Annotated in this window: 17 protein-coding genes; 9 read left to right on the forward strand and 8 right to left on the reverse strand. The window is 72.0% G+C overall.

The genetic code is table 11. The annotated features are described in order from the left end of the window. Positions 1–8: 8 nt before the first annotated feature. Positions 9–1,625 carry a carboxyl transferase domain-containing protein gene (locus ACZ4V1_RS01160; protein WP_468327835.1) on the reverse strand — a complete coding sequence of 539 codons (1,617 nt, stop codon included), beginning with the start codon at positions 1,623–1,625 and terminating at the stop codon, positions 9–11. 96 nt (positions 1,626–1,721) lie between these two features. On the opposite strand from ACZ4V1_RS01160, the gene ACZ4V1_RS01165 reads away from it, so the two are divergent. From ACZ4V1_RS01165 to ACZ4V1_RS01180, 4 genes are all read left to right on the forward strand, one after another. Continuing rightward, the gene (locus tag ACZ4V1_RS01165; protein ID WP_468327837.1) at positions 1,722–2,321 is read left to right on the forward strand and encodes an SACE_7040 family transcriptional regulator; all 600 of its coding nucleotides are present in this window, start codon (positions 1,722–1,724) and stop codon (positions 2,319–2,321) included. 124 nt (positions 2,322–2,445) lie between these two features. After that, complete coding sequence (locus tag ACZ4V1_RS01170) at positions 2,446–3,603, forward strand: acyl-CoA dehydrogenase family protein (RefSeq protein WP_468327839.1); 1,158 nt, start codon at positions 2,446–2,448, stop codon at positions 3,601–3,603. A 40-nt stretch (positions 3,604–3,643) separates the two neighbouring features. Continuing rightward, positions 3,644–4,516, forward strand: a complete 873-nt coding sequence (locus ACZ4V1_RS01175) for an acyl-CoA thioesterase (RefSeq protein ID WP_468327841.1) — start codon at positions 3,644–3,646, stop codon at positions 4,514–4,516. 5 nt (positions 4,517–4,521) lie between these two features. After that, complete coding sequence (locus ACZ4V1_RS01180; RefSeq protein ID WP_468327843.1) at positions 4,522–5,505, forward strand: cation diffusion facilitator family transporter; 984 nt, start codon at positions 4,522–4,524, stop codon at positions 5,503–5,505. A gap of 36 nt (positions 5,506–5,541) precedes the next feature. Here the strand turns inward: ACZ4V1_RS01180 and ACZ4V1_RS01185 are convergent, their stop codons facing one another. Further along, positions 5,542–6,330: a phosphatase gene (locus ACZ4V1_RS01185; RefSeq protein WP_468327845.1), complete on the reverse strand. Its 789-nt coding sequence runs from the start codon at positions 6,328–6,330 to the stop codon at positions 5,542–5,544. Positions 6,331–6,391: 61 nt separating this feature from the next. Then, the gene (locus tag ACZ4V1_RS01190; RefSeq protein ID WP_468327847.1) at positions 6,392–7,960 is read right to left on the reverse strand and encodes a PucR family transcriptional regulator; all 1,569 of its coding nucleotides are present in this window, start codon (positions 7,958–7,960) and stop codon (positions 6,392–6,394) included. 192 nt (positions 7,961–8,152) lie between these two features. Between ACZ4V1_RS01190 and ACZ4V1_RS01195 the strand changes: the two genes are divergently transcribed. The 3 genes from ACZ4V1_RS01195 to ACZ4V1_RS01205 are packed head-to-tail and all read left to right on the forward strand — an operon-like array spanning position 8,153 to position 12,364. Next, on the forward strand, positions 8,153–9,640 hold the full coding sequence (locus tag ACZ4V1_RS01195) for a sodium:solute symporter family protein (RefSeq protein ID WP_468327849.1): 1,488 nt from the start codon (positions 8,153–8,155) through the stop codon (positions 9,638–9,640). A 52-nt stretch (positions 9,641–9,692) separates the two neighbouring features. Then, on the forward strand, positions 9,693–10,682 hold the full coding sequence (gene speB, locus ACZ4V1_RS01200) for an agmatinase (RefSeq protein ID WP_468327851.1): 990 nt from the start codon (positions 9,693–9,695) through the stop codon (positions 10,680–10,682). Beyond that, positions 10,679–12,364 carry a thiamine pyrophosphate-binding protein gene (locus ACZ4V1_RS01205; protein WP_468327853.1) on the forward strand — a complete coding sequence of 562 codons (1,686 nt, stop codon included), beginning with the start codon at positions 10,679–10,681 and terminating at the stop codon, positions 12,362–12,364. The genes speB and ACZ4V1_RS01205 overlap by 4 nt, the downstream gene beginning before the upstream one ends. A 4-nt stretch (positions 12,365–12,368) precedes the next feature. On the opposite strand, the gene ACZ4V1_RS01210 is transcribed toward ACZ4V1_RS01205, so the two are convergent. From ACZ4V1_RS01210 to ACZ4V1_RS01230, 5 genes are all read right to left on the reverse strand, one after another. Beyond that, positions 12,369–13,190 (reverse strand): endonuclease I family protein, encoded by an 822-nt coding sequence (locus tag ACZ4V1_RS01210; RefSeq protein ID WP_468327855.1) that lies wholly within the window; start codon positions 13,188–13,190, stop codon positions 12,369–12,371. 149 nt (positions 13,191–13,339) lie between these two features. Beyond that, positions 13,340–15,610: an ArnT family glycosyltransferase gene (locus ACZ4V1_RS01215; protein ID WP_468327857.1), complete on the reverse strand. Its 2,271-nt coding sequence runs from the start codon at positions 15,608–15,610 to the stop codon at positions 13,340–13,342. Between the two features lie 78 nt (positions 15,611–15,688). After that, positions 15,689–15,910 (reverse strand): hypothetical protein, encoded by a 222-nt coding sequence (locus tag ACZ4V1_RS01220; RefSeq protein ID WP_468327859.1) that lies wholly within the window; start codon positions 15,908–15,910, stop codon positions 15,689–15,691. A 159-nt stretch (positions 15,911–16,069) separates the two neighbouring features. Then, the gene (locus ACZ4V1_RS01225; protein WP_468327861.1) at positions 16,070–16,297 is read right to left on the reverse strand and encodes a DUF397 domain-containing protein; all 228 of its coding nucleotides are present in this window, start codon (positions 16,295–16,297) and stop codon (positions 16,070–16,072) included. Then, on the reverse strand, positions 16,290–17,084 hold the full coding sequence (locus ACZ4V1_RS01230; protein ID WP_468327863.1) for a helix-turn-helix domain-containing protein: 795 nt from the start codon (positions 17,082–17,084) through the stop codon (positions 16,290–16,292). Before ACZ4V1_RS01230 ends, ACZ4V1_RS01225 begins: the two co-directional genes overlap by 8 nt. A 162-nt stretch (positions 17,085–17,246) precedes the next feature. On the opposite strand from ACZ4V1_RS01230, the gene ACZ4V1_RS01235 reads away from it, so the two are divergent. Both ACZ4V1_RS01235 and ACZ4V1_RS01240 read left to right on the forward strand, forming a co-directional pair. Further along, complete coding sequence (locus ACZ4V1_RS01235) at positions 17,247–17,588, forward strand: hypothetical protein (protein ID WP_468327865.1); 342 nt, start codon at positions 17,247–17,249, stop codon at positions 17,586–17,588. Positions 17,589–17,596: 8 nt separating this feature from the next. Beyond that, a complete protein-coding gene (locus ACZ4V1_RS01240) occupies positions 17,597–17,866 on the forward strand; it encodes a hypothetical protein (RefSeq protein WP_468328897.1) in 270 nt (89 codons plus the stop codon). Positions 17,867–17,878 lie beyond the last annotated feature (12 nt).

A 17,878-nucleotide genomic window follows, 5' to 3' on the forward strand; every position in this document is an offset into this window, starting at 1 on the left:
TCCCCTCCTCACATCCGGAAGACGCCGAACCGGGGTTCGCCCAGTGGCGCGTTGGCACACGCGGTCAGGGCCAGACCCAGCACCTGCCGGGTGTCGGCGGGCTCGATCACCCCGTCGTCCCACAGGCGGGCGGTCGCGTAGTAGGCGTTCCCCTGATGCTCGTACTGCGCACGGATCGGCGCCTTGAAGGACTCCTCCTCCTCGGCCGGCCAGTCCTCCCCGCGGGCCTCCAACTGGTCCCGCTTGACCGTGGCCAGCACGGACGCGGCCTGCTCGCCGCCCATGACGGAGATCTTGGCGCCCGGCCACATCCACAGGAAGCGGGGCGAGTACGCCCGCCCGCACATCGAGTAGTTCCCCGCGCCGTACGACCCGCCGACGACCACCGTCAGCTTCGGCACGCGCGTGCACGCCACCGCCGTCACCATCTTGGCGCCGTGCTTGGCGATGCCCCCGGCCTCGTAGTCCCTGCCGACCATGAACCCGGAGATGTTCTGCAGGAACACCAGCGGGATGCCGCGCTGGTCGCACAGCTCGATGAAGTGGGCGCCCTTCTGGGCCGACTCGGAGAACAGGATGCCGTTGTTGGCGACGATCCCGACCGGGTGGCCGTGGATGCGGGCGAAGCCGGTGACGAGGGTCTGCCCGTACTCGGACTTGAACTCGGCGAACCGGGAGCCGTCCACCACGCGCGCGATGATCTCGCGGACGTCGTAGGGCGTGCGGGAGTCGACCGGCACCGCACCGGACATCCCCTCCGGGTCGACCTTGGGCTCGACGGCGGGTTCCACGCCCCAGGGGAGCGGCCCGCGCGCGGGCAGCGTGGAGACGATCTGCCGCACGATGCGCAGCGCGTGCGCGTCGTCCTCGGCCAGGTGGTCGGTGACGCCGGACACCCGCGCGTGGACCTCGCCGCCGCCCAGCTCCTCCGCCGTGACCACCTCGCCGGTGGCCGCCTTCACCAGCGGCGGGCCGCCGAGGAAGATCGTCCCCTGCTCTCGGACGATCACCGCCTCGTCGCTCATCGCCGGGACGTACGCGCCGCCCGCCGTGCAGGAGCCGAGGACGGCGGCGATCTGCGGGATGCCGGCGCCGGACATCCGGGCCTGGTTGTAGAAGATCCGCCCGAAGTGCTCCCGGTCCGGGAAGACCTCGTCCTGCATCGGCAGGAAGGCGCCGCCCGAGTCGACGAGGTACAGGCACGGCAGCCGGTTCTCCAGCGCCACCTCCTGCGCCCGCAGGTGCTTCTTCACCGTCATCGGGTAGTACGTGCCGCCCTTGACGGTGGCGTCGTTGGCGACGATCACACACTCCCGGCCGCTGACCCGCCCGATCCCGGCGATGACGCCGGCGGCCGGGGCCTGTCCGTCGTAGAGCCCGTCGGCCGCGAGCGGCGCCAGCTCCAGGAACGGCGAACCCGGATCGAGCAGCGTGTCCACGCGGTCGCGCGGCAGCAGCTTGCCGCGCGCGGTGTGCCGGGCCCGCGCCCGCTCCCCGCCGCCGAGCCGGGCCGCCGCGAGCTTGGCGCGCAGCTCCTGAACGAGGACGCGGTGCGCCTCCTCGTTGGCCCGAAAGGCCTCGGAGGCGGGATCTGCCGCCGTCGTCAGCTCCGGTGCCTCGTGCATCCTGCGGTCCCCTCACCGATGGTCGATCAGTTAATGAGCGTTAACGCATTTCCTCCAGGTTAACGACCGCTAACCTCCCTGTCTAGAATTGACTCCATGGCCACGAGAACCGACGCCCCCACCCGCCGCGAGCAGATCCTCAAGGAGGCCGCCCGGCTCTTCGCCGAGCGCGGCTTCCACGGTGTCGGCGTCGACGAGATAGGGGCCGCGGTCGGTATCAGCGGCCCCGGCCTCTACCGGCACTTCGCCGGCAAGGACGCGATGCTCGCCGAACTGCTGGTCGGGATCAGCGACTCGCTGCTGACCGGGGCGAAGCGGCGGCTGGCGGAGGCCGACGGGGTGACCGGCCCCGAGGCGGTCCTCGACTCGTTCATCGAGGGGCACATCGACTTCGCGCTCGACGACCGCCCGCTCATCACCCTGCACGACCGCGAGCTGGACCGCCTCCGGGACGCGGACCGCAAGATGGTGCGGCAGTTGCAGCGGCAGTACGTCGAGCTGTGGGTCGGGGTGGTGCGCGAGGTCTACCCGGCGGTGCCCGAACCGAGCGCCCGCTCGGCGGTCCACTCGGTCTTCGGCCTGCTGAACTCCACGCCGCACCTGGGCCGCCCCGGCTCCCTGCCGGGCCGCGCGGTGACGGCGTCGCTGCTGCACCGGATGGCGCGCGGGGCGTTCGCGGCGGTGGCCGCCGGCTGAAGGGGGGCGGCGTGGGCGGGGGAGTGACGAGGGTTACCCGCGTCCCACTCTGGACGCCTCTCCCTACCCGCCGGTACGGTGAAGTCTGAGCAAGCGCTTAGATACGTACCCTGGAGGTGGCGCGGTGCGCCGTACGGTGTTCAACGAGGACCACGAGGCGTTCCGGGAGACCATCCGCGCCTTCATCGAGGCCGAGGTCGTCCCCGTCTACGACGAGTGGTTCGCCGCGGGCCAGGCGCCGCGCGAGTTCTACCACAAGCTCGGCGAGCTGGGCATCTTCGGCATCAACGTGCCGGAGGAGTTCGGCGGCGCGGGCATGGACAGCCACAAGTTCGAGGCCGTCCTGTACGAGGAGACCGCCCGCGCGGGCGTGCAGTTCGGCGGCTCCGGCGTGCACGTGCTGCTCGCCCTGCCGTACATCAAGATGCTGGCCACCGACGAGCAGAAGAAGCGCTTCCTGCCGAAGTTCGTCAGCGGCGAGGAGATGTGGGCGATCGCGATGACGGAGCCGGGCACCGGTTCCGACCTCGCGGGCATGAAGTCCACCGCCAAGCTCTCCGAGGACGGCACCCACTACGTCCTCAACGGCGCCAAGACCTTCATCACCGGCGGCGTGCACGCCGACAAGGTGATCGTCTGCGCCCGCACCGCCGCGCCCACGGCCGAGGACCGCCGCCACGGCATCTCCCTGTTCGCCGTGGACACCAAGTCCGAGGGCTACTCGGTGGGCCGCAAGCTGGACAAGCTGGGCCTGCGTACCTCCGACACCGCCGAGCTGGCCTTCGTCGACGTCAAGGTGCCCGTCGAGGACCTGCTCGGCGAGGAGAACAAGGGCTTCTCCTACCTCGGGCACAACCTGGCCTCCGAGCGCTGGGGCATCGCCTTCGGCGCCTACGCCCAGGCCAAGGCCGCGGTCCGGTTCGCCAAGCAGTACGTGCAGGACCGCACCGTCTTCGGCAAGCCGGTCGCCCACTTCCAGAACACCAAGTTCGAGCTGGCCGCCTGCCAGGCCGAGGTGGACGCCGCCGAGGCCGTCGCCGACCGCGCCACCGAGGCCCTGGACGCCGGCGAGCTCACCCCCGCCGAGGCCGCCAGCGCCAAGCTGTTCTGCACCGAGGTCGCCCACCGCGTCATCGACCGCTGCCTCCAGCTGCACGGCGGCTACGGCTACATGAACGAGTACCCGATCGCCCGCCTGTACGCGGACAACCGCGTCAACCGCATCTACGGCGGCACCAGCGAGGTCATGAAGATGATCATCGCGAAGAACATGGGCCTGTAGACCGGCCTGTGGACCACAGAGTCTCCAGAGTCTCCAGGACATGAGCGAAGCACTCCAGTCCCTCCTCGACCTGCTCGACCTCGAGCGGATCGAGGAGGACATCTACCGCGGCCGCTCCCGCTCCGCCGTCGTCCCCCGGGTCTTCGGCGGGCAGGTGGCCGCCCAGGCGCTGGTCGCGGCCGGCCGCACGGTCCCCGAGGAGCGGCACGCGCACTCCCTGCACGCGTACTTCCTGCGTCCCGGCGACCCCGGCGCCCCCATCGTCTACAACGTCGACCGGCTGCGCGACGGCCGCTCCTTCACCACCCGCCGCGTGGTCGCCGTCCAGCACGGCAAGCCGATCTTCACCCTGTCGGCGTCCTTCCAGACGTACGAGGAGGGCCTCGACCACCAGGCCCCCATGCCGGCCGCGCCGGACCCGGCGACGCTCCCCACCGGTGAGGAGCGGCTCCGGAGCTACCCGCACCTGCCCGCCGACACCGTCGAACGCTTCCTCGAGGCCCGCGCCGCCGTCGACCTGCGCTACGTCGACGACCCGCCCTTCGGCGACTTCGGCACCCCGCGCGAGCCGCACTCCCAGGTGTGGTTCCGCACCAACGGCAAGCTCGCGGACGACCCCCTCCTGCACGTCGTCCTCGCCACCTACGTCTCCGACATGACCCTCCTCGACTCGGTCCTGCTCGCGCACGGCCGCGGCGGCTGGGCCGTCGGTGACGTCGTCGGGGCCTCGCTGGACCACGCGATGTGGTTCCACCGGCCCTTCCGTGCCGACGAGTGGCTCCTGTACGACCAGCAGTCGCCGTCCGCGTCCGGCGGCCGGGGACTCGGCCAGGCCCGCATCCACACCGAGGACGGGCGGCTCGCCATCTCGGTCATCCAGGAAGGCGTGGTCCGCGTCCCTCGGGAACACTGAGGGGCATGGCGGAACCTGCACGGGAAGCACGGGACACGACGGGCGGCGGCGACAGCACCTTCACGGTGATCGTCGCCGCCCTCGCCAATCTGGGCATCGCCGTCGCCAAGGCGGTGGCCGGCGTGCTCAGCGGGTCCAGCGCGATGCTGTCGGAGGCCGCGCACTCGGTCGCCGACACCGTCACCGAGGTCCTGCTGCTGACCTCACTCAGACGCAGCACCCGCCCCGCCGACGAGGACCACCCCCTCGGCCACGGCCCCGAACGCTACATCTGGGCCCTGCTCGCCGCCGTCGCCACCTTCGTCGGCGGCGCGGTCTTCGCCCTCTACGACGGCGTCCACGCCCTCACCCACGCGGAGGAACCCGGCGACCCGCTGGTGGCGTACGTCGTCCTGGCCGTCGCCTTCCTCCTGGAGGGCTACTCCCTGCGCACCGGCCTGAAGCAGGCGCGCGGCGAGGCCCGCCACTACAGGGTGCCCTTCGGCCGCTATCTGCGCCGCACCCCCGACACCGCGGTGAAGGCCGTCGTCATGGAGGACTCCGCCGCCCTCGCCGGCCTGCTGCTGGCCGCGGGCGGACTGCTCGGCGGACAGCTCACCGGCTCCGGCGTCTGGGACGGCGTCGCCTCGCTCTGCATCGGCGCCCTGCTGCTGTACGTCGCCTGGGTGCTGGGCCGCTCCAACGCCGAGTTCCTCATCGGCCGCCCGCTGCCCCGCACCGTGCGGGACCGGATCCGGGCGGAACTGGTGGCCGTCGAGCACATCGAGGCCGTACTGGAGCTGGTCACCCTCGTGCAGGGCCCGCGGGAGGTGCTGGTCGCCGCCAAGGTCGACTTCCGGGACGTGGCGACGGCGGCGCAGATCGAGTGGGCGTGCGAGCGGGCCGAGCAGCGGCTGCGGGAGGAGTTCCCGGTGGTGCGCCGGGTCTACCTGGACCCGACGCCCGGGTTCGCGCAGCGCCGCTCGGAGGGACTGAACCCGTGGCCGTGACGGCCCGGCGGGGCAAACGGGACCGGTGGGAGAGGACTACCTCAGCCCCGCCTCCGTCAGCAGGTACGCCGTCATCGGGTCGTAGTAGCGGGGGCTGACCACGTGGTCGTCCAGCGGCACCGCGACCTGGAGGGTGCCCTCGGACTCGGCGAGGAAGAGCGCCGGGTCGTTGCAGTCCGCGTAGCCGACGGAGTCGACGCCGTGCTGACCGGCGTAACCGGCCCAGCCGTGGTCGGCGACGACCAGGTCGGGCAGCGGGCGGCCCGCGCGCTCCAGACCGGTGAGGATCGCCTTCATCGGTTCACCGGAATGGGTGTGCCACAGCGAGGCACCGTGCTCCAGCACCGCCACGTCCGCGAACTGCTGGACGTATCCCTCCTCCGTCGTCAGCCCTTCCGGGATCACGACGATCTCGCATCCGGCGGTGCGCAGCGCGTCGGCCGTGGCGCGGTGCACGTCGAGCAGGCCGCCCGGGTGGCCGGTCGCGAACAGCACCCGCTGCCCGCCGTCGGCGGCCTTGCGCAGCCGCCCGGCCATGCGTTCCAGCGCGGCCACGGTCAGCTCGGGGTCGATGGTGTCCTGGCCGTACCGGTATTCCGGGTCGTCGTTGACGCCGACCCGCTCCGCCATCACCGCGAGCACGTCCTGCTCGTCACTCCAGCGGTCGCCCAGCTCGAGGCCGAGCCAGAAGCCCCGGTCACCGTTGGCCAGTTTCCGGTAGTGGGAGAGGTTGTTCTCGCGGGGCGTGGCGACGTCGCCCGCGATACGCGTTCTGACGAGGTGTTCGGCGAGTTCGGCGCGGCTGGGTGTCCCGGGTATCGGCATGGCTCCATTGTGAGGCAGCCGCCAGTCGGCGTCGCCGCCATATCGCACGCTGGGACGTGGGTCACCTTCGCAGCGCGAACCACAACTCCATCCGTACGTCGGGGTCGTCGAGGTCGGTGTCCAGCAGGGCCGCGCAGCGGGCGATGCGCTGCCGGACGGTGTTGCGGTGCACGGACAGGGCGACGGCGGTGCGGTCCCAACTGCCGTGCAGGGAGAGCCAGGTGCGCAGCGTCTCGGTGAGCGCCGGGACGGCCGCGACCGGCGCGAGCAGCGCACGCGCGTGCGCCTCGGCCTCGCCGTCCGGCACGAGGTCGGCCAGCGCGAGCCGCGCGCCGTGCCGGACCAGCGGCACCCGGGTGGCCCTGGCCCGGGCCAGCGCGCGGGCCGCCTGGGCATCGGCGGCCGGCCACTCGGCGGGGCCGGCGGGAGCGCTGACCCCGAGCGTCCACCCGGCCTGCGGTCCCGGACCCGCCCCGGTCCCCGGGCCGGGTGAGGGCGCCGGCGCGCCCCCCGTTTCCCGGGCGTCGGGCGGCGGCTTGGGGGAGGCCGGGACGAGTACCCGTACGACGTCCCCGGCCGAGTCGACCAGCGGGGAGCCGAGGACCGCGCCCAGGGCCGAGGCGGAGACCGGGTCGGGGGTGCCCGCGTCCGGGTGGGCGTGGACGACGTGCCAGCGGGCGGCGCCCTCGCCGTCCCCGCCGCCGAGCAGGGGCGCGGCCTCCTCCGGGCGGGCGCCCAGCAGCAGCCGTACGAGTGCCGAGGAGCGGGCCGCGCCCGTGCCGCTCTGGTGCTCGCCGGTGAGGAGGGAGAGCAGCACGGCGGCGACCGACGCGATGGTGTGGTCCCCGGCTTCCCGGTGCGGGGCGGCGACCCCGAGGACGAAGCCCTGCCCGGTGCCGAGGGCGTACGCGGCGAGACGGGTGCCGGCGACCGTGTCCGTCGCGGTGGCGGAGGCGTGGCCGGTGACGAACCGGGCCAGCTCCGCCAGCGCCCGCCGCACCTCGCTCGCGGGCTCCCGCCCCGCCGCCGCGATCTCCGCGCCCTCCGGCCCGTACAGCACCGCCCGCCCGTCGAGCCGGGTGGCCAGCCGACGCAGCACGGAGGGCACCGGATCCGGACGTGAGGCCGCGGCGGCCAGACCCTGCTGGGCCTCGGAGACCCGGCGCAGTTCGGCCAGCCGTGCCTGCGCCATCAACTGCCACACCGCGCGGGCCACGCCCGAGAACGTCGTCCTCGGCGGCACCTCCACCAGCGGCAGCCGGTACGCCTCGCAGGCCGCGACCAGCGCCCCCGGCACGGTGTCGTGCACCGGCGCCACCCCGAAGCCGAGCGCGGCGCCGCCCGCCGCCACGATCCGGGACACGTAGTCCTCGAAGTACGGCCGCGAGCCCGCAGCGTCGGCGGGGATGTGCACGCCCGCCGTCAGCAGCAGCTCGCCACCCAGCAGGTACGGAAAGGGGTCGGACATCTCCGAGGTGTGCGCCCAGTGGACCGTCACCTCCGCGGCCGGGGGCCCGGCGAGCTGCCGCAGGGCCAGGTCCTCACGGGACAGCAGGGCCGCGAGGGACACCGGGGGTGTCGGAGGCATGGGCGGAACGGCCGATTCCTGCATGGTGGACGTTTCCTCCATCGAAGCGTTCCGGAATGGATGAAACGTACACTTCGCAGCCGCTTTTCAGCCACCTAGTGTCAACCCGGACCGGAATCCAGACCGGCGGCCGCGGGTACGGGCGGATGTCCCCGCGAGGCGCCACCGGAGAAATCCCACCGGACGAACCCATCGCACGACACGCCACCGAGAGTGCGCGAAGGAGGGCCCCTTATGGCCGTCGACTACATAGTGATCGTCGTCTATCTCGCCGGCATGCTGGCCATGGGCTGGTGGGGCATGCGCCGCGCCAGGTCCAAGAGCGAGTTCCTCGTCGCCGGACGCCGGCTCGGGCCCGCGATGTACTCCGGCACCATGGCGGCGATCGTCCTCGGCGGCGCGTCCACCATCGGCGGCGTCGGCCTCGGCTACCAATACGGACTCTCCGGCGCCTGGATGGTCGTCACCATCGGCCTCGGCCTGCTCGCCCTCTCCGTCTTCTTCTCCGCGCGCATCGCCCGCCTGAAGGTCTACACCGTCTCCGAGATGCTCGACCTGCGCTACGGCGGCAGGGCGGGCGTCATCTCCGGCGTCGTCATGTGGGCGTACACCCTGATGCTGGCCGTCACCTCCACCATCGCCTACGCCACGATCTTCGACGTCCTCTTCGACGTGAACCGCACCCTCGCGATCATCCTCGGCGGCACGATCGTCGTCGCCTACTCGACGCTCGGCGGCATGTGGTCCATCACGCTCACCGACATGGTGCAGTTCGTGGTGAAGACCATCGGCGTGCTGCTCCTGCTGCTGCCCATCGCGGTCGTCAAGGCCGGCGGCTTCGGCGAGATGAAGGCGCAGCTGCCGACCTCGTACTTCGATCCGCTGGGCGTCGGCGGCGAGACCATCTTCACCTACGTGCTGATCTACACCTTCGGCATGCTCATCGGTCAGGACATCTGGCAGCGCGTCTTCACCGCGGGCAGCGACCGCACCGCGAAGTGGGGCGGGACCATCGCCGGCACCTACTGCCTCGTCTACGCCGTCGCCGGCGCGGTCATCGGCACGGCGGCCAAGGTGCTCTACCCGAACCTCGGCAGCCCCGACGACGCCTTCGCCACCATCGTCAAGGACGAGCTGCCCATGGGTGTACGCGGACTGGTGCTGGCCGCCGCCCTGGCCGCCGTGATGTCCACGTCCTCCGGCGCCCTCATCGCCTGCGCCACCGTCGCCAACAACGACATCTGGTCCCGGCTGCGCGGCGTGCTGCGCAAGACGGAGGGCGAGGACGGCGGGGTACACGGCGGTGCGCACGACGAGGTGAAGGGCAACCGCCTCTTCATCCTCGTCATGGGCCTCGCCGTGATCGGCACCGCCATCGCCCTCAACGACGTCGTCGAGGCCCTCACCGTGGCCTACAACCTCCTCGTCGGCGGCCTCCTCGTCCCCATCCTCGGCGGGCTGCTGTGGAAGCGCGGTACCGCACAGGGCGCCCTCGCCGCCGTCGCCGTCGGCGGCCTCGCGGTCGTCGGCCTGATGGCGGCCTACGGCATCCTCGCCAACCAGCCCGTCTACTACGGCCTGCTCGCCTCCCTCGCCGTCTACGTCGCCGTCTCCCTGGCGACCCGCCCCACCGACGAGGCGATCCTCACCGCCTGGCGCGAACGCCTCGCCGGCCGGGCCCCCGAACCCCAGCCCGAACCGGCGGTCCCGGCTCACCAGTAGAGTCGGACCGCAGTAGTACATACGCGACGAAGCGTAAGAAGGAAGGCAGTACATGAGCAGCAACGAGACGCCCCGCGGCCCCGTCGACTCCTCCCGCGTCCCCCGGTACGCGGGCCCCGCGACCTTCGCCCGGCTGCCCCGCCTCGACGAGGTCGGTACCGCCGACGTCGCCGTGGTCGGCGTGCCGTTCGACTCGGGCGTCTCCTACCGGCCGGGAGCCCGCTTCGGCGGCAACGCCATCCGCGAGGCCTCCCGCCTGCTGCGCCCCTACAACCCGGCCCAGGACGCCTCCCCCTTCGCCCTCGCCCAGGTCGCGGACGGCGGCGACATAGCGGTCAACCCCTTCAACATCAACGAGGCCGTCGAGACCGTCGAGGCCGCCGCCGACGACCTCCTCGGCACCGGCGCCCGCCTGATGACCCTGGGCGGCGACCACACCATCGCCCTCCCGCTGCTGCGTTCGGTCGCCAAGAAGCACGGCCCGGTCGCCCTGCTCCACTTCGACGCCCACCTCGACACCTGGGACACCTACTTCGGCGCCGAGTACACGCACGGCACCCCGTTCCGGCGGGCGGTGGAGGAGGGCATCCTCGACACGTCGGCGCTGTCCCACGTGGGCACCCGCGGACCCCTGTACGGCAAGCAGGACCTCACCGACGACGAGAAGATGGGCTTCGGCATCGTCACCTCCGCCGACGTCTACCGCCGCGGTGCCGACGAGGTCGCCGACCAGCTCCGCCGGCGCATCGGCGACCGGCCCCTCTACATCTCCATCGACATCGACTGCCTGGACCCCGCCCACGCCCCCGGCACGGGCACTCCCGAGGCCGGTGGCATGACCTCCCGCGAGCTGCTGGAGATCCTGCGCGGCCTGGCATCCTGCAACCTGGTGTCGGCCGACGTCGTCGAGGTGGCTCCCGCGTACGACCACGCGGAGATCACGTCGGTGGCGGCGTCCCACACCGCCTACGAACTGACCACCATCATGAGCCGCCAGATCGCCCAGGCGCGCGCGACGGACCAGGAGACCGAGAACAAGTGACCCACGACCACGACCTGGTACTCCGTCCGACCGCCGCCCAGACGGAGGCCGCGCTGAACCCTCCCCCCGGCCGCAACGGCGGAGACCTGGTCGTGGAGACCCTGGCCGGGCTCGGCGCGACCACCGTCTTCGGCCTGCCCGGCCAGCACGCCCTCGGCATGTTCGACGCGCTGCGCCGCTCGGACCTGCGCTACATCGGCCTGCGGGTGGAGAACAACGCCGGTTTCGCGGCGGACGCGTACGGCCGGATCACCGGCGAGGCGGCCCCGCTGCTCCTGTCCACCGGCCCGGGGGCCCTCACCTCTCTGGCCGCCCTCCAGGAGGCACGGGCCGCCTCCGCCCCGGTACTGGCGATCAGCAGCCAGGTCCCGACGGCGGGCCTGGGCGGTGGCCGCCACGGCTATCTGCACGAACTCCCGGACCAGGCGGCGTCCTTCCGGGGCGTGGTGAAGTCCGTCCACACGGTCCGCACCCAGTCCCAGATCCCGTCCGCCATCGCGGAGGCGTGGACGTCGGCACTGACCGCTCCGCACGGACCGGTGTGGGTGGAGATCCCCCAGGACGTCCTCCTGGCCGAGACGTCGATCCCGGTGGTGACGGGCGGTGACGCCTTTCCCGAGGAGCTGCCCCCGCGCCCCGAGCTGACGGCGGTGGCGGCCGACCTGCTCTCGCGCGCGGAACGCCCCGCGGTCATCGCGGGCGGCGGAGTCGTACGGGCGGACGCGTCGAAGAAGCTGCGGCAGCTGGCGGAGCGGCTCCAGGCCCCCGTCGTCACGACCTTCGGCGGCAAGGGCGCGTTCCCGTGGACGCACCCCCTCTCCCTCCAGTCCTGGCTGGAGGACCGTCACACGACGGACTTCCTTCAGGACGCCGACGTACTGCTGGTCGTCGGCTCGGGCCTCGGTGAACTCTCCTCGAACTACCACACGTTCAAGCCGCGCGGCCGGGTGATCCAGATCGAGGCCGACATCGGCAAACTGGAGTCCAACCACCCCGCCCTCGGCATCCACGCCGACGCCCGCCTCGCGCTCCAGGCCCTGCTGGAGACGGTGGACGAGCGCACCGACCCCGCCGCACCGGAACGCGTACGCGCGGTCCTGGACAAGGTCCGCGAACGCATCGCGGCCCAGGAGCTCACCCTGGAGCAGGACGTGCTGGCGGCCGTCCGCAAGGCCCTCCCGGCCGGCGCCCCGTCCTTCTGGGACATGACCATCCTGGCCTACTGGGCGTGGTCGGCCTTCGACGCCAAGGCCCCCAACACCATGCACTCGGCCCAGGGCGCGGGCGGCCTCGGCTACGGCTTCCCGGCGGCCCTGGGAGCCGCTGCGGCCGACCCCACCCACCCGGTGCTGGCGGTGTCCGGCGACGGCGGCGCCCTGTACTCCATCGCCGAACTGGCCACCGCCCGCCAGTACGACCTGAACGTCACCTGGCTGATCGTCGACGACGGCGGCTACGGCATCCTGCGCGAGTACATGACGGACGCCTTCGGGCAGCCGACGGCGACGGAACTGACCCGCCCCGACTACGTGGCCCTGGCCGAGTCGTTCGGGGTCCCCGGAGTGCGTACCTCTCCGGAGACCCTGGAGGCGGACCTGGCGAAGGCGCTCGCGGCGCCGGGGCCGTCGGTGGTCGTCCTCCCCGCCGTACTGCGGATGTTCGCGCCGACGCACCTGGGCTGACGGCCTACCAGATCGCCTCGACCCACTCCGGGTGGTCGACGAACGGGTTGCGGTTGTGCTGGTAGGAGTCGTAGACGACCTGGTTGCGGCGCTCCTCGAAGGCGTCCGGCGGGTCCTCGTCGTTCCACGCCTTCAGTACGGAGAGCTTGCCGATGTACGGGCTGCTGCCGTTGTCGACGCTGCCGTTGACCTCCAGGTCGGCCCAGCCGTCGCCGCCCTCGTAGCGGACCGCCATGTAGAAGATCATGCGGGCCACGTCGCCCTTGACGGCGTCGCGGGGCTCGAAGGAGTCGGAGTCGGTGAGGCTGCCGCCGCTGTCGGTGAAGCCGCTGCCGCCGTTGTCGAAGTCCTTGTTGCCCCGGACGCCGTTGACCCGGACGTCCTCGGGACGCAGGTGGTGAATGTCCGTGCCGGGCCCGGTCGAGGTGCCGAAGTCGCCGTGGGACTTGGCCCACACGTGCTCGCGGTTCCAGTCGCCGGTGTCGCCGCCGTTCAACGACTTGCTGCGGGAGAGGCCCGAGTAGAGCAGGATCACGTTGCCGCTGTCGGCCGGGTCCTGGTCGGTGTTCTTCAGCGCGTCCCAGACCGCCGAGTACGAGAGCTTGGTCTGGTCGCTGATGATCGTGTGGAGGGACGACTTGAGGCTGGTACCGGTCTTGCCGATCGCGTCCCTGTAGTACGTCTCGTCGTAGTTCGAGGCCGGCGTGGTGGGCGTGGTGGTCGCCGTGGCCGTGGTCGCGGTCAGCGAGGGGGCGGCGAGCCCGGCGAGGACGGCGGCCGTGGCGAGGGCCACCGCTTTCCGGCGCCGTATGCGTATCGCGAGCATGAGGGGTGTCCGATCTACGCGGGTGGAGTGGAGCGGTGCGACGAGCGTGACATGGACATGTTGTAGCTGGGGTGTACGGAGGGTGGCGATTGCGTGACGGCGGCCCCCGACCGCGATGGTCGAGGGCCGCCGTGCCGGGTGGGTGGGGGTCAGTCCACGTCGGAGGGATCCATCCGGTAGACAGTCGACGTGCTCTCCGTCTGCGCGTCGGAATCGGCGTCGGAGGCGTCGGACGAGGACGCGTCGGAGTACGCGCTCTCCTCGACGGCCGTGCCGTGCTCCCGGACCCACTCGGTCACTTCGGAGCTGACCCCGGAGCCGCCGTCCCTGCCGCCGCCCATGCCTCCGCCGCCGACCTGGACGTAGTGCAACTCACCGTTCTTCACCAGCTCCTTGAGCCGGGTCAGGGTCATGGCGTTGTCGCTGCCGGACCAGCCCCACATGGAGATGACCGGTTCGCCGCTGCCGAGGATGATCTGTGCGGCGCTCTGCGAACTCGGCACCGCGAGGAGCCACCTGGCTCCGTCCTGATGCTTCTTGAGGTAGGCGACCAGTTCACTGTTCGCGCCGCCCATGCCGCCGCCGCCCATGCCTCCGCCGGCCGCGCCGAAGCCGCCGGCACCGCCCGGCTGCTCGCCGCCGCTCGTGCCGCCGTCCGTCTCCGAGTCACCGATGGCGCTGTTGCCGCCGCCGTTGGTGCCGTTGGTGCCGTTGGTGCCGTTGGCGTCCGTGTTGCCGTCGTCCGTGCCGCCGTCCGGGGGTGCGCCGTCCGCTGCCCCGGTGCCGTCGGGGGCCTCGTCGCTTCCGCCGGGGATGGCGCCGTCGGCCGGGCCGTTCCGGCCGCCCGGCGGCTGACCGCCGGGCCCCTGGCCCGCGCTGCCCTCAGCGCCCCCGCCTCCTTCGCCGGGGCCGCCCATGCCGCCGCCCGTCGACGGTCCGGCGGTCGGGTTGGTGCCGCCCATGCCGCCGCCCGAACCGGACGGCACCGACCAGGCGTACGCCGCCGGACCCGCGACCCCGGCGGCGACGGCCGCCGCAACGGACACCGCCAGCAGCCGTACCCGGCGCCCCGAACGGAAGACGAGCAGTCCCGCGATGGCCAGCGACATGATCACCGCGACCGTCGGCCACAGCCAGGTGTTCCAGCCGGAAGCGCGACGCAGGAGCACGATCGCCCAGACCCCGGTGACACCGAGGGCGAGGGGCAGCACCCACGCCCACCGCCGGTCGGTCCGGAAGGCGCGCAGCAGCATGGCACCGCCGCCTCCGCACAACGCCGCGATGCCCGGTGCGAGCGCGGTCGTGTAGTACGGGTGCATGGTGCCCTCGGCCATGCTGAAGGTCACGTAGTGCAGGGCCGTCCAGCCGCCCCACAGCACCAGTGCCGCGCGCGTGAGGTCGGTGCGGGGCGCCCGGCCGCACAGCGACAGGCCGCCGACGAGCGCGATGCCCGCGAAGGGGAGCAGCCAGGAGATCTGGCCACCGAGGACGTCGTTGAACATCCGCCCGATGCCCGCGGCGCCCGAGAAGCCCCCGCCGCCTCCACCGCCCCCGCCCCCGCCCCCGCCCATGCTGCCGTCGCCGCCGAAGATGCGGCCGAGGCCGTTGTAGCCCGTGATCAGGTCCCAGGCGGTGCCGTCCGTCGAACCGCCGATGTACGGCCGCTCGGAGGACGGCACCAGGGACACCGCCGCCGCCCACCAGAAGCTGGCGACGGCCAGGGCGACGGCGGCGAGCACCAGGTTCCTGATCCGCTTCGCCCAGCCGAGGTCCGTGGCGTACACGTACACGACGAAGACGGCGGGCAGCGCGATGTAGCCCTGGAGCATCTTCGTGTTGAACGCCAGTCCGAAGCAGGCCGCCGCGCCCAGCAGGGGCGGCAGCCGCCCGTCCCGGACCGCGCGCAGGCCCAGGGCGGCCCCGCCCACCATGAGGAACACCAGCAGCGTGTCGGGGTTGTTGTCCCGGTTGATGGCCACCGTGATCGGGGTCAGTGCCAGCACCAGCGCGGCGACCGCCGCCGCGCCGTGCCCCCAGACCCGCTTCACGGAGGCGTGCAGGATCCAGACCGTCGCCAGTGCGGCCACGATCAGCGGCAGCATCATCTGCCAGGTCCCGTATCCGAACAGGCGGCACGACAGGCCCATGACCATCAGGGCGAAGGGCGGCTTGTCGACGGTCAGGAAGTTCCCCGCGTCCAGCGAGCCGAAGAACCACGCCTTCCAGCTCTCGGTGCCGCTGAGCACGGCGGCGCTGTAGAAGCTGTTCAGGCCCGCCCCGGACAGGTTCCAGGAGTACAGGCCCGCCGCCAGGGCGAGGATCGCCGGCAGGACGGGCAGCGACCATCGGGGCGCGCTGGGTGTGGGGGACGGTAGGGGCGGCTCGGTGGCCGCGTGCAGTTGAGCGGTGGCAGATGTCACCACGCCACCGTGTCCACGGCCGATGTGCGCCGGCTGTGCTCCGACTGGGGACAGGCGGTGAATCCCGTGCGGAGAGGATCACTCAGGGGCGGCCCACGGGGCGAGCAGGTCTCGCAGCAACTCGGCGAAGGCCCCGTCCAGGGTGTCCTCCCGCTCCTGGTCGCCGACGGCCTCGGGGCAGAGGGCGGCCGGGCGGGCGATCCACAGGATTTTCCAGGGCCTGGAGTGCAGCGCGGCGTCTCGCCACACTCCGCCGTGCGGTACGAGGGGATGCAGCAGATCGCTGACGTGTTCCGTCACCACCCGCACCAGGGGCCCGTCGGTCGCTGTGTGCGCGCGGGGGATCGCCGTGGGGGAGGTGCGGGCGACGGCCGCCGTCGTCGGGTGGCGTCGGACGACGCGGACGACTCCCTTTGGGCGCTCGGATGAGCGAGTGGATGACAGATCGGGGTGGGGTGTTCACGCTTTTGAGGTAGAGGGGGCTTTCTGGAGGGCGGTGATGAACGACGTCCAGCCGACCGCCGAGAAGACCACCGCCGGCCCGTCCGGCACCTTCGAATCCCGCACGGGTATGCCAACGGGGTAGTCGTCCACCACTTCCAGGCAACTGCCACCCTGATCATTGCTGTGAGAGGACCTGCGCCAGCCCCCCAGCGCCGCAGCGTTGCGTATGGTGCGGTCAGTCATGGCGTTCGCAGTCCCTTGCCGTTGCCTTGAGTAGAGCCAGCGTTTCCTTGAGTGGCAGGGCGTTGCCCAAGGCGAGATCGTAGCGATGCTGCAGCTCCTGAACCACGGACGGGGTGTCGTGCAGCATGCCCATGTGCAGACCTTCGGCGTACGCCACGGGCGGCTGGTCCTCGAACCACATCAGTGTGAGCATGTTGCTCAACAGCGGGTGGGTGCCCAGCGCGAACGGCAGCACATGCACCTGGATCCGGCCGATTTCCGCGAGGTGCACGAGGTGGCCGAGCTGTCCTGCCATGACGCCCGGCCCACCGATCCGCCGACGAAGCACTGCTTCGTCGAGTAGCGCCCACACTACGGGCGTGACGGGGTCGTCGAGGACCTTCGCGCGCTCAAGCCGTGTGACAAGGCGTCTGTCACGCTCCTCATCGTCCACGCGAGGGAACGGGGTGCTCAGAACCGCACGCGCGTACCCCTCCGTCTGGAGGATGCCCGGGACGAACGACAGCGCGAACTCCCTGATCATCACAGCCTGTTGCTCCAGCAGCCGCGCCGCCTCGAAGTAGTCCGCGACCGCGGCCTCCTCCTCCGGAAGGAAGCTGCTCAGCACGTTCCCCGTGTTCAGGGCCGTGTCCAACCGCCGCGCGTCCTCCTTCGACGGCACCCGCCGTCCCGCCTCGATATGGGCGATGTGCGACCGCGTCATGATGGCCATGTCGGCCAGCTGCTGCTGCGTCAGGTCGGCGCCCTCACGCTGTTGCCTGAGCCAGTCCCCGTAGATGCTGCTCATTCGTTCGACTCCCGTGTGACAAAGGCGCTGTCACATCCGCACCCCTGGCGAGCCTAGCTCCGGCCGTCTCACTCTGTACGCGTATCGCTACACAAAGCGAGACCCCCGCGACCGTCGCACCGGTCCGGGGGCATGGCCACCGACCACAACGGAGTCGACGACATGCGTCACCGTATCGCCCGCCTCGCCGCGCTGCCCCTGCTTCCGCTGCTCGACCTGCTGTTGCCGGGCCCGGGCCGCCGGCGCCGACGACGCCCCCCGGCAACGGCGCCCGCCGCACCCTCGCCCGCCGCACCCCCGCCCACCGCGGAGGTCACCACACGCCGCACCGGCATGCCCGCCCTGCGCGGCGAGGACAACGCGCTCGTACGCCCCTGCCTGCGGGCCCACGAGCGAGGTGCGGAGGCCGGGCGGCAACAGGCCCGCCGCAGGGCGCTCCGGTTCGCGGTGCACGGCATCGACCTCGGTCCGCGTGCGATCCACGGCGTCGAGGTGGCCCGGTGAACGACGGCATGCGCCGGGCCCGGCTGCTGCCCTGGACGGGTTCCGAGGGCAAGCCCTGCTACCTGCTGACCGACGGCCGCGGACCGGTGTCCCGGATCGCCGATGTCGTCGAGACCACCCAACTGGACATGGCGGAGGACCTGCTGGACCATGCCGCCGACCTGCTCGCCGACGGACGGGCGACGCCTGAGCAGCTCCGCTTCCTCCTGACCCGGATGCGCGAAGCGCTCACCGATGTCCACCGCATCGCGGAAAGCCGGGGCACGCGACCGCGGTGAACCCGGTCGCCG

The sequence above is a fragment of the Streptomyces sp. NPDC028991 genome, assembly GCF_055564775.1.

Excerpts from the sequence above, each read along its gene's own strand:
- ACZ4V1_RS01230 (WP_468327863.1), bottom strand. The coding sequence starts at position 17,084 with ATGAGCAGCATCTACGGGGACTGGCTCAGGCAACAGCGTGAGGGCGCC.
- ACZ4V1_RS01175 (WP_468327841.1), top strand. The coding sequence starts at position 3,644 with ATGAGCGAAGCACTCCAGTCCCTCCTCGACCTGCTCGACCTCGAGCGG.
- ACZ4V1_RS01210 (WP_468327855.1), bottom strand. The coding sequence starts at position 13,190 with ATGCTCGCGATACGCATACGGCGCCGGAAAGCGGTGGCCCTCGCCACG.
- ACZ4V1_RS01165 (WP_468327837.1), top strand. The coding sequence starts at position 1,722 with ATGGCCACGAGAACCGACGCCCCCACCCGCCGCGAGCAGATCCTCAAG.
- ACZ4V1_RS01235 (WP_468327865.1), top strand. The coding sequence starts at position 17,247 with ATGCGTCACCGTATCGCCCGCCTCGCCGCGCTGCCCCTGCTTCCGCTG.
- ACZ4V1_RS01180 (WP_468327843.1), top strand. The coding sequence starts at position 4,522 with ATGGCGGAACCTGCACGGGAAGCACGGGACACGACGGGCGGCGGCGAC.
- ACZ4V1_RS01160 (WP_468327835.1), bottom strand. The coding sequence starts at position 1,625 with ATGCACGAGGCACCGGAGCTGACGACGGCGGCAGATCCCGCCTCCGAG.
- ACZ4V1_RS01190 (WP_468327847.1), bottom strand. The coding sequence starts at position 7,960 with ATGGAGGAAACGTCCACCATGCAGGAATCGGCCGTTCCGCCCATGCCT.
- ACZ4V1_RS01240 (WP_468328897.1), top strand. The coding sequence starts at position 17,597 with ATGCGCCGGGCCCGGCTGCTGCCCTGGACGGGTTCCGAGGGCAAGCCC.
- ACZ4V1_RS01225 (WP_468327861.1), bottom strand. The coding sequence starts at position 16,297 with ATGACTGACCGCACCATACGCAACGCTGCGGCGCTGGGGGGCTGGCGC.
- speB (WP_468327851.1), top strand. The coding sequence starts at position 9,693 with ATGAGCAGCAACGAGACGCCCCGCGGCCCCGTCGACTCCTCCCGCGTC.
- ACZ4V1_RS01185 (WP_468327845.1), bottom strand. The coding sequence starts at position 6,330 with ATGCCGATACCCGGGACACCCAGCCGCGCCGAACTCGCCGAACACCTC.
- ACZ4V1_RS01195 (WP_468327849.1), top strand. The coding sequence starts at position 8,153 with ATGGCCGTCGACTACATAGTGATCGTCGTCTATCTCGCCGGCATGCTG.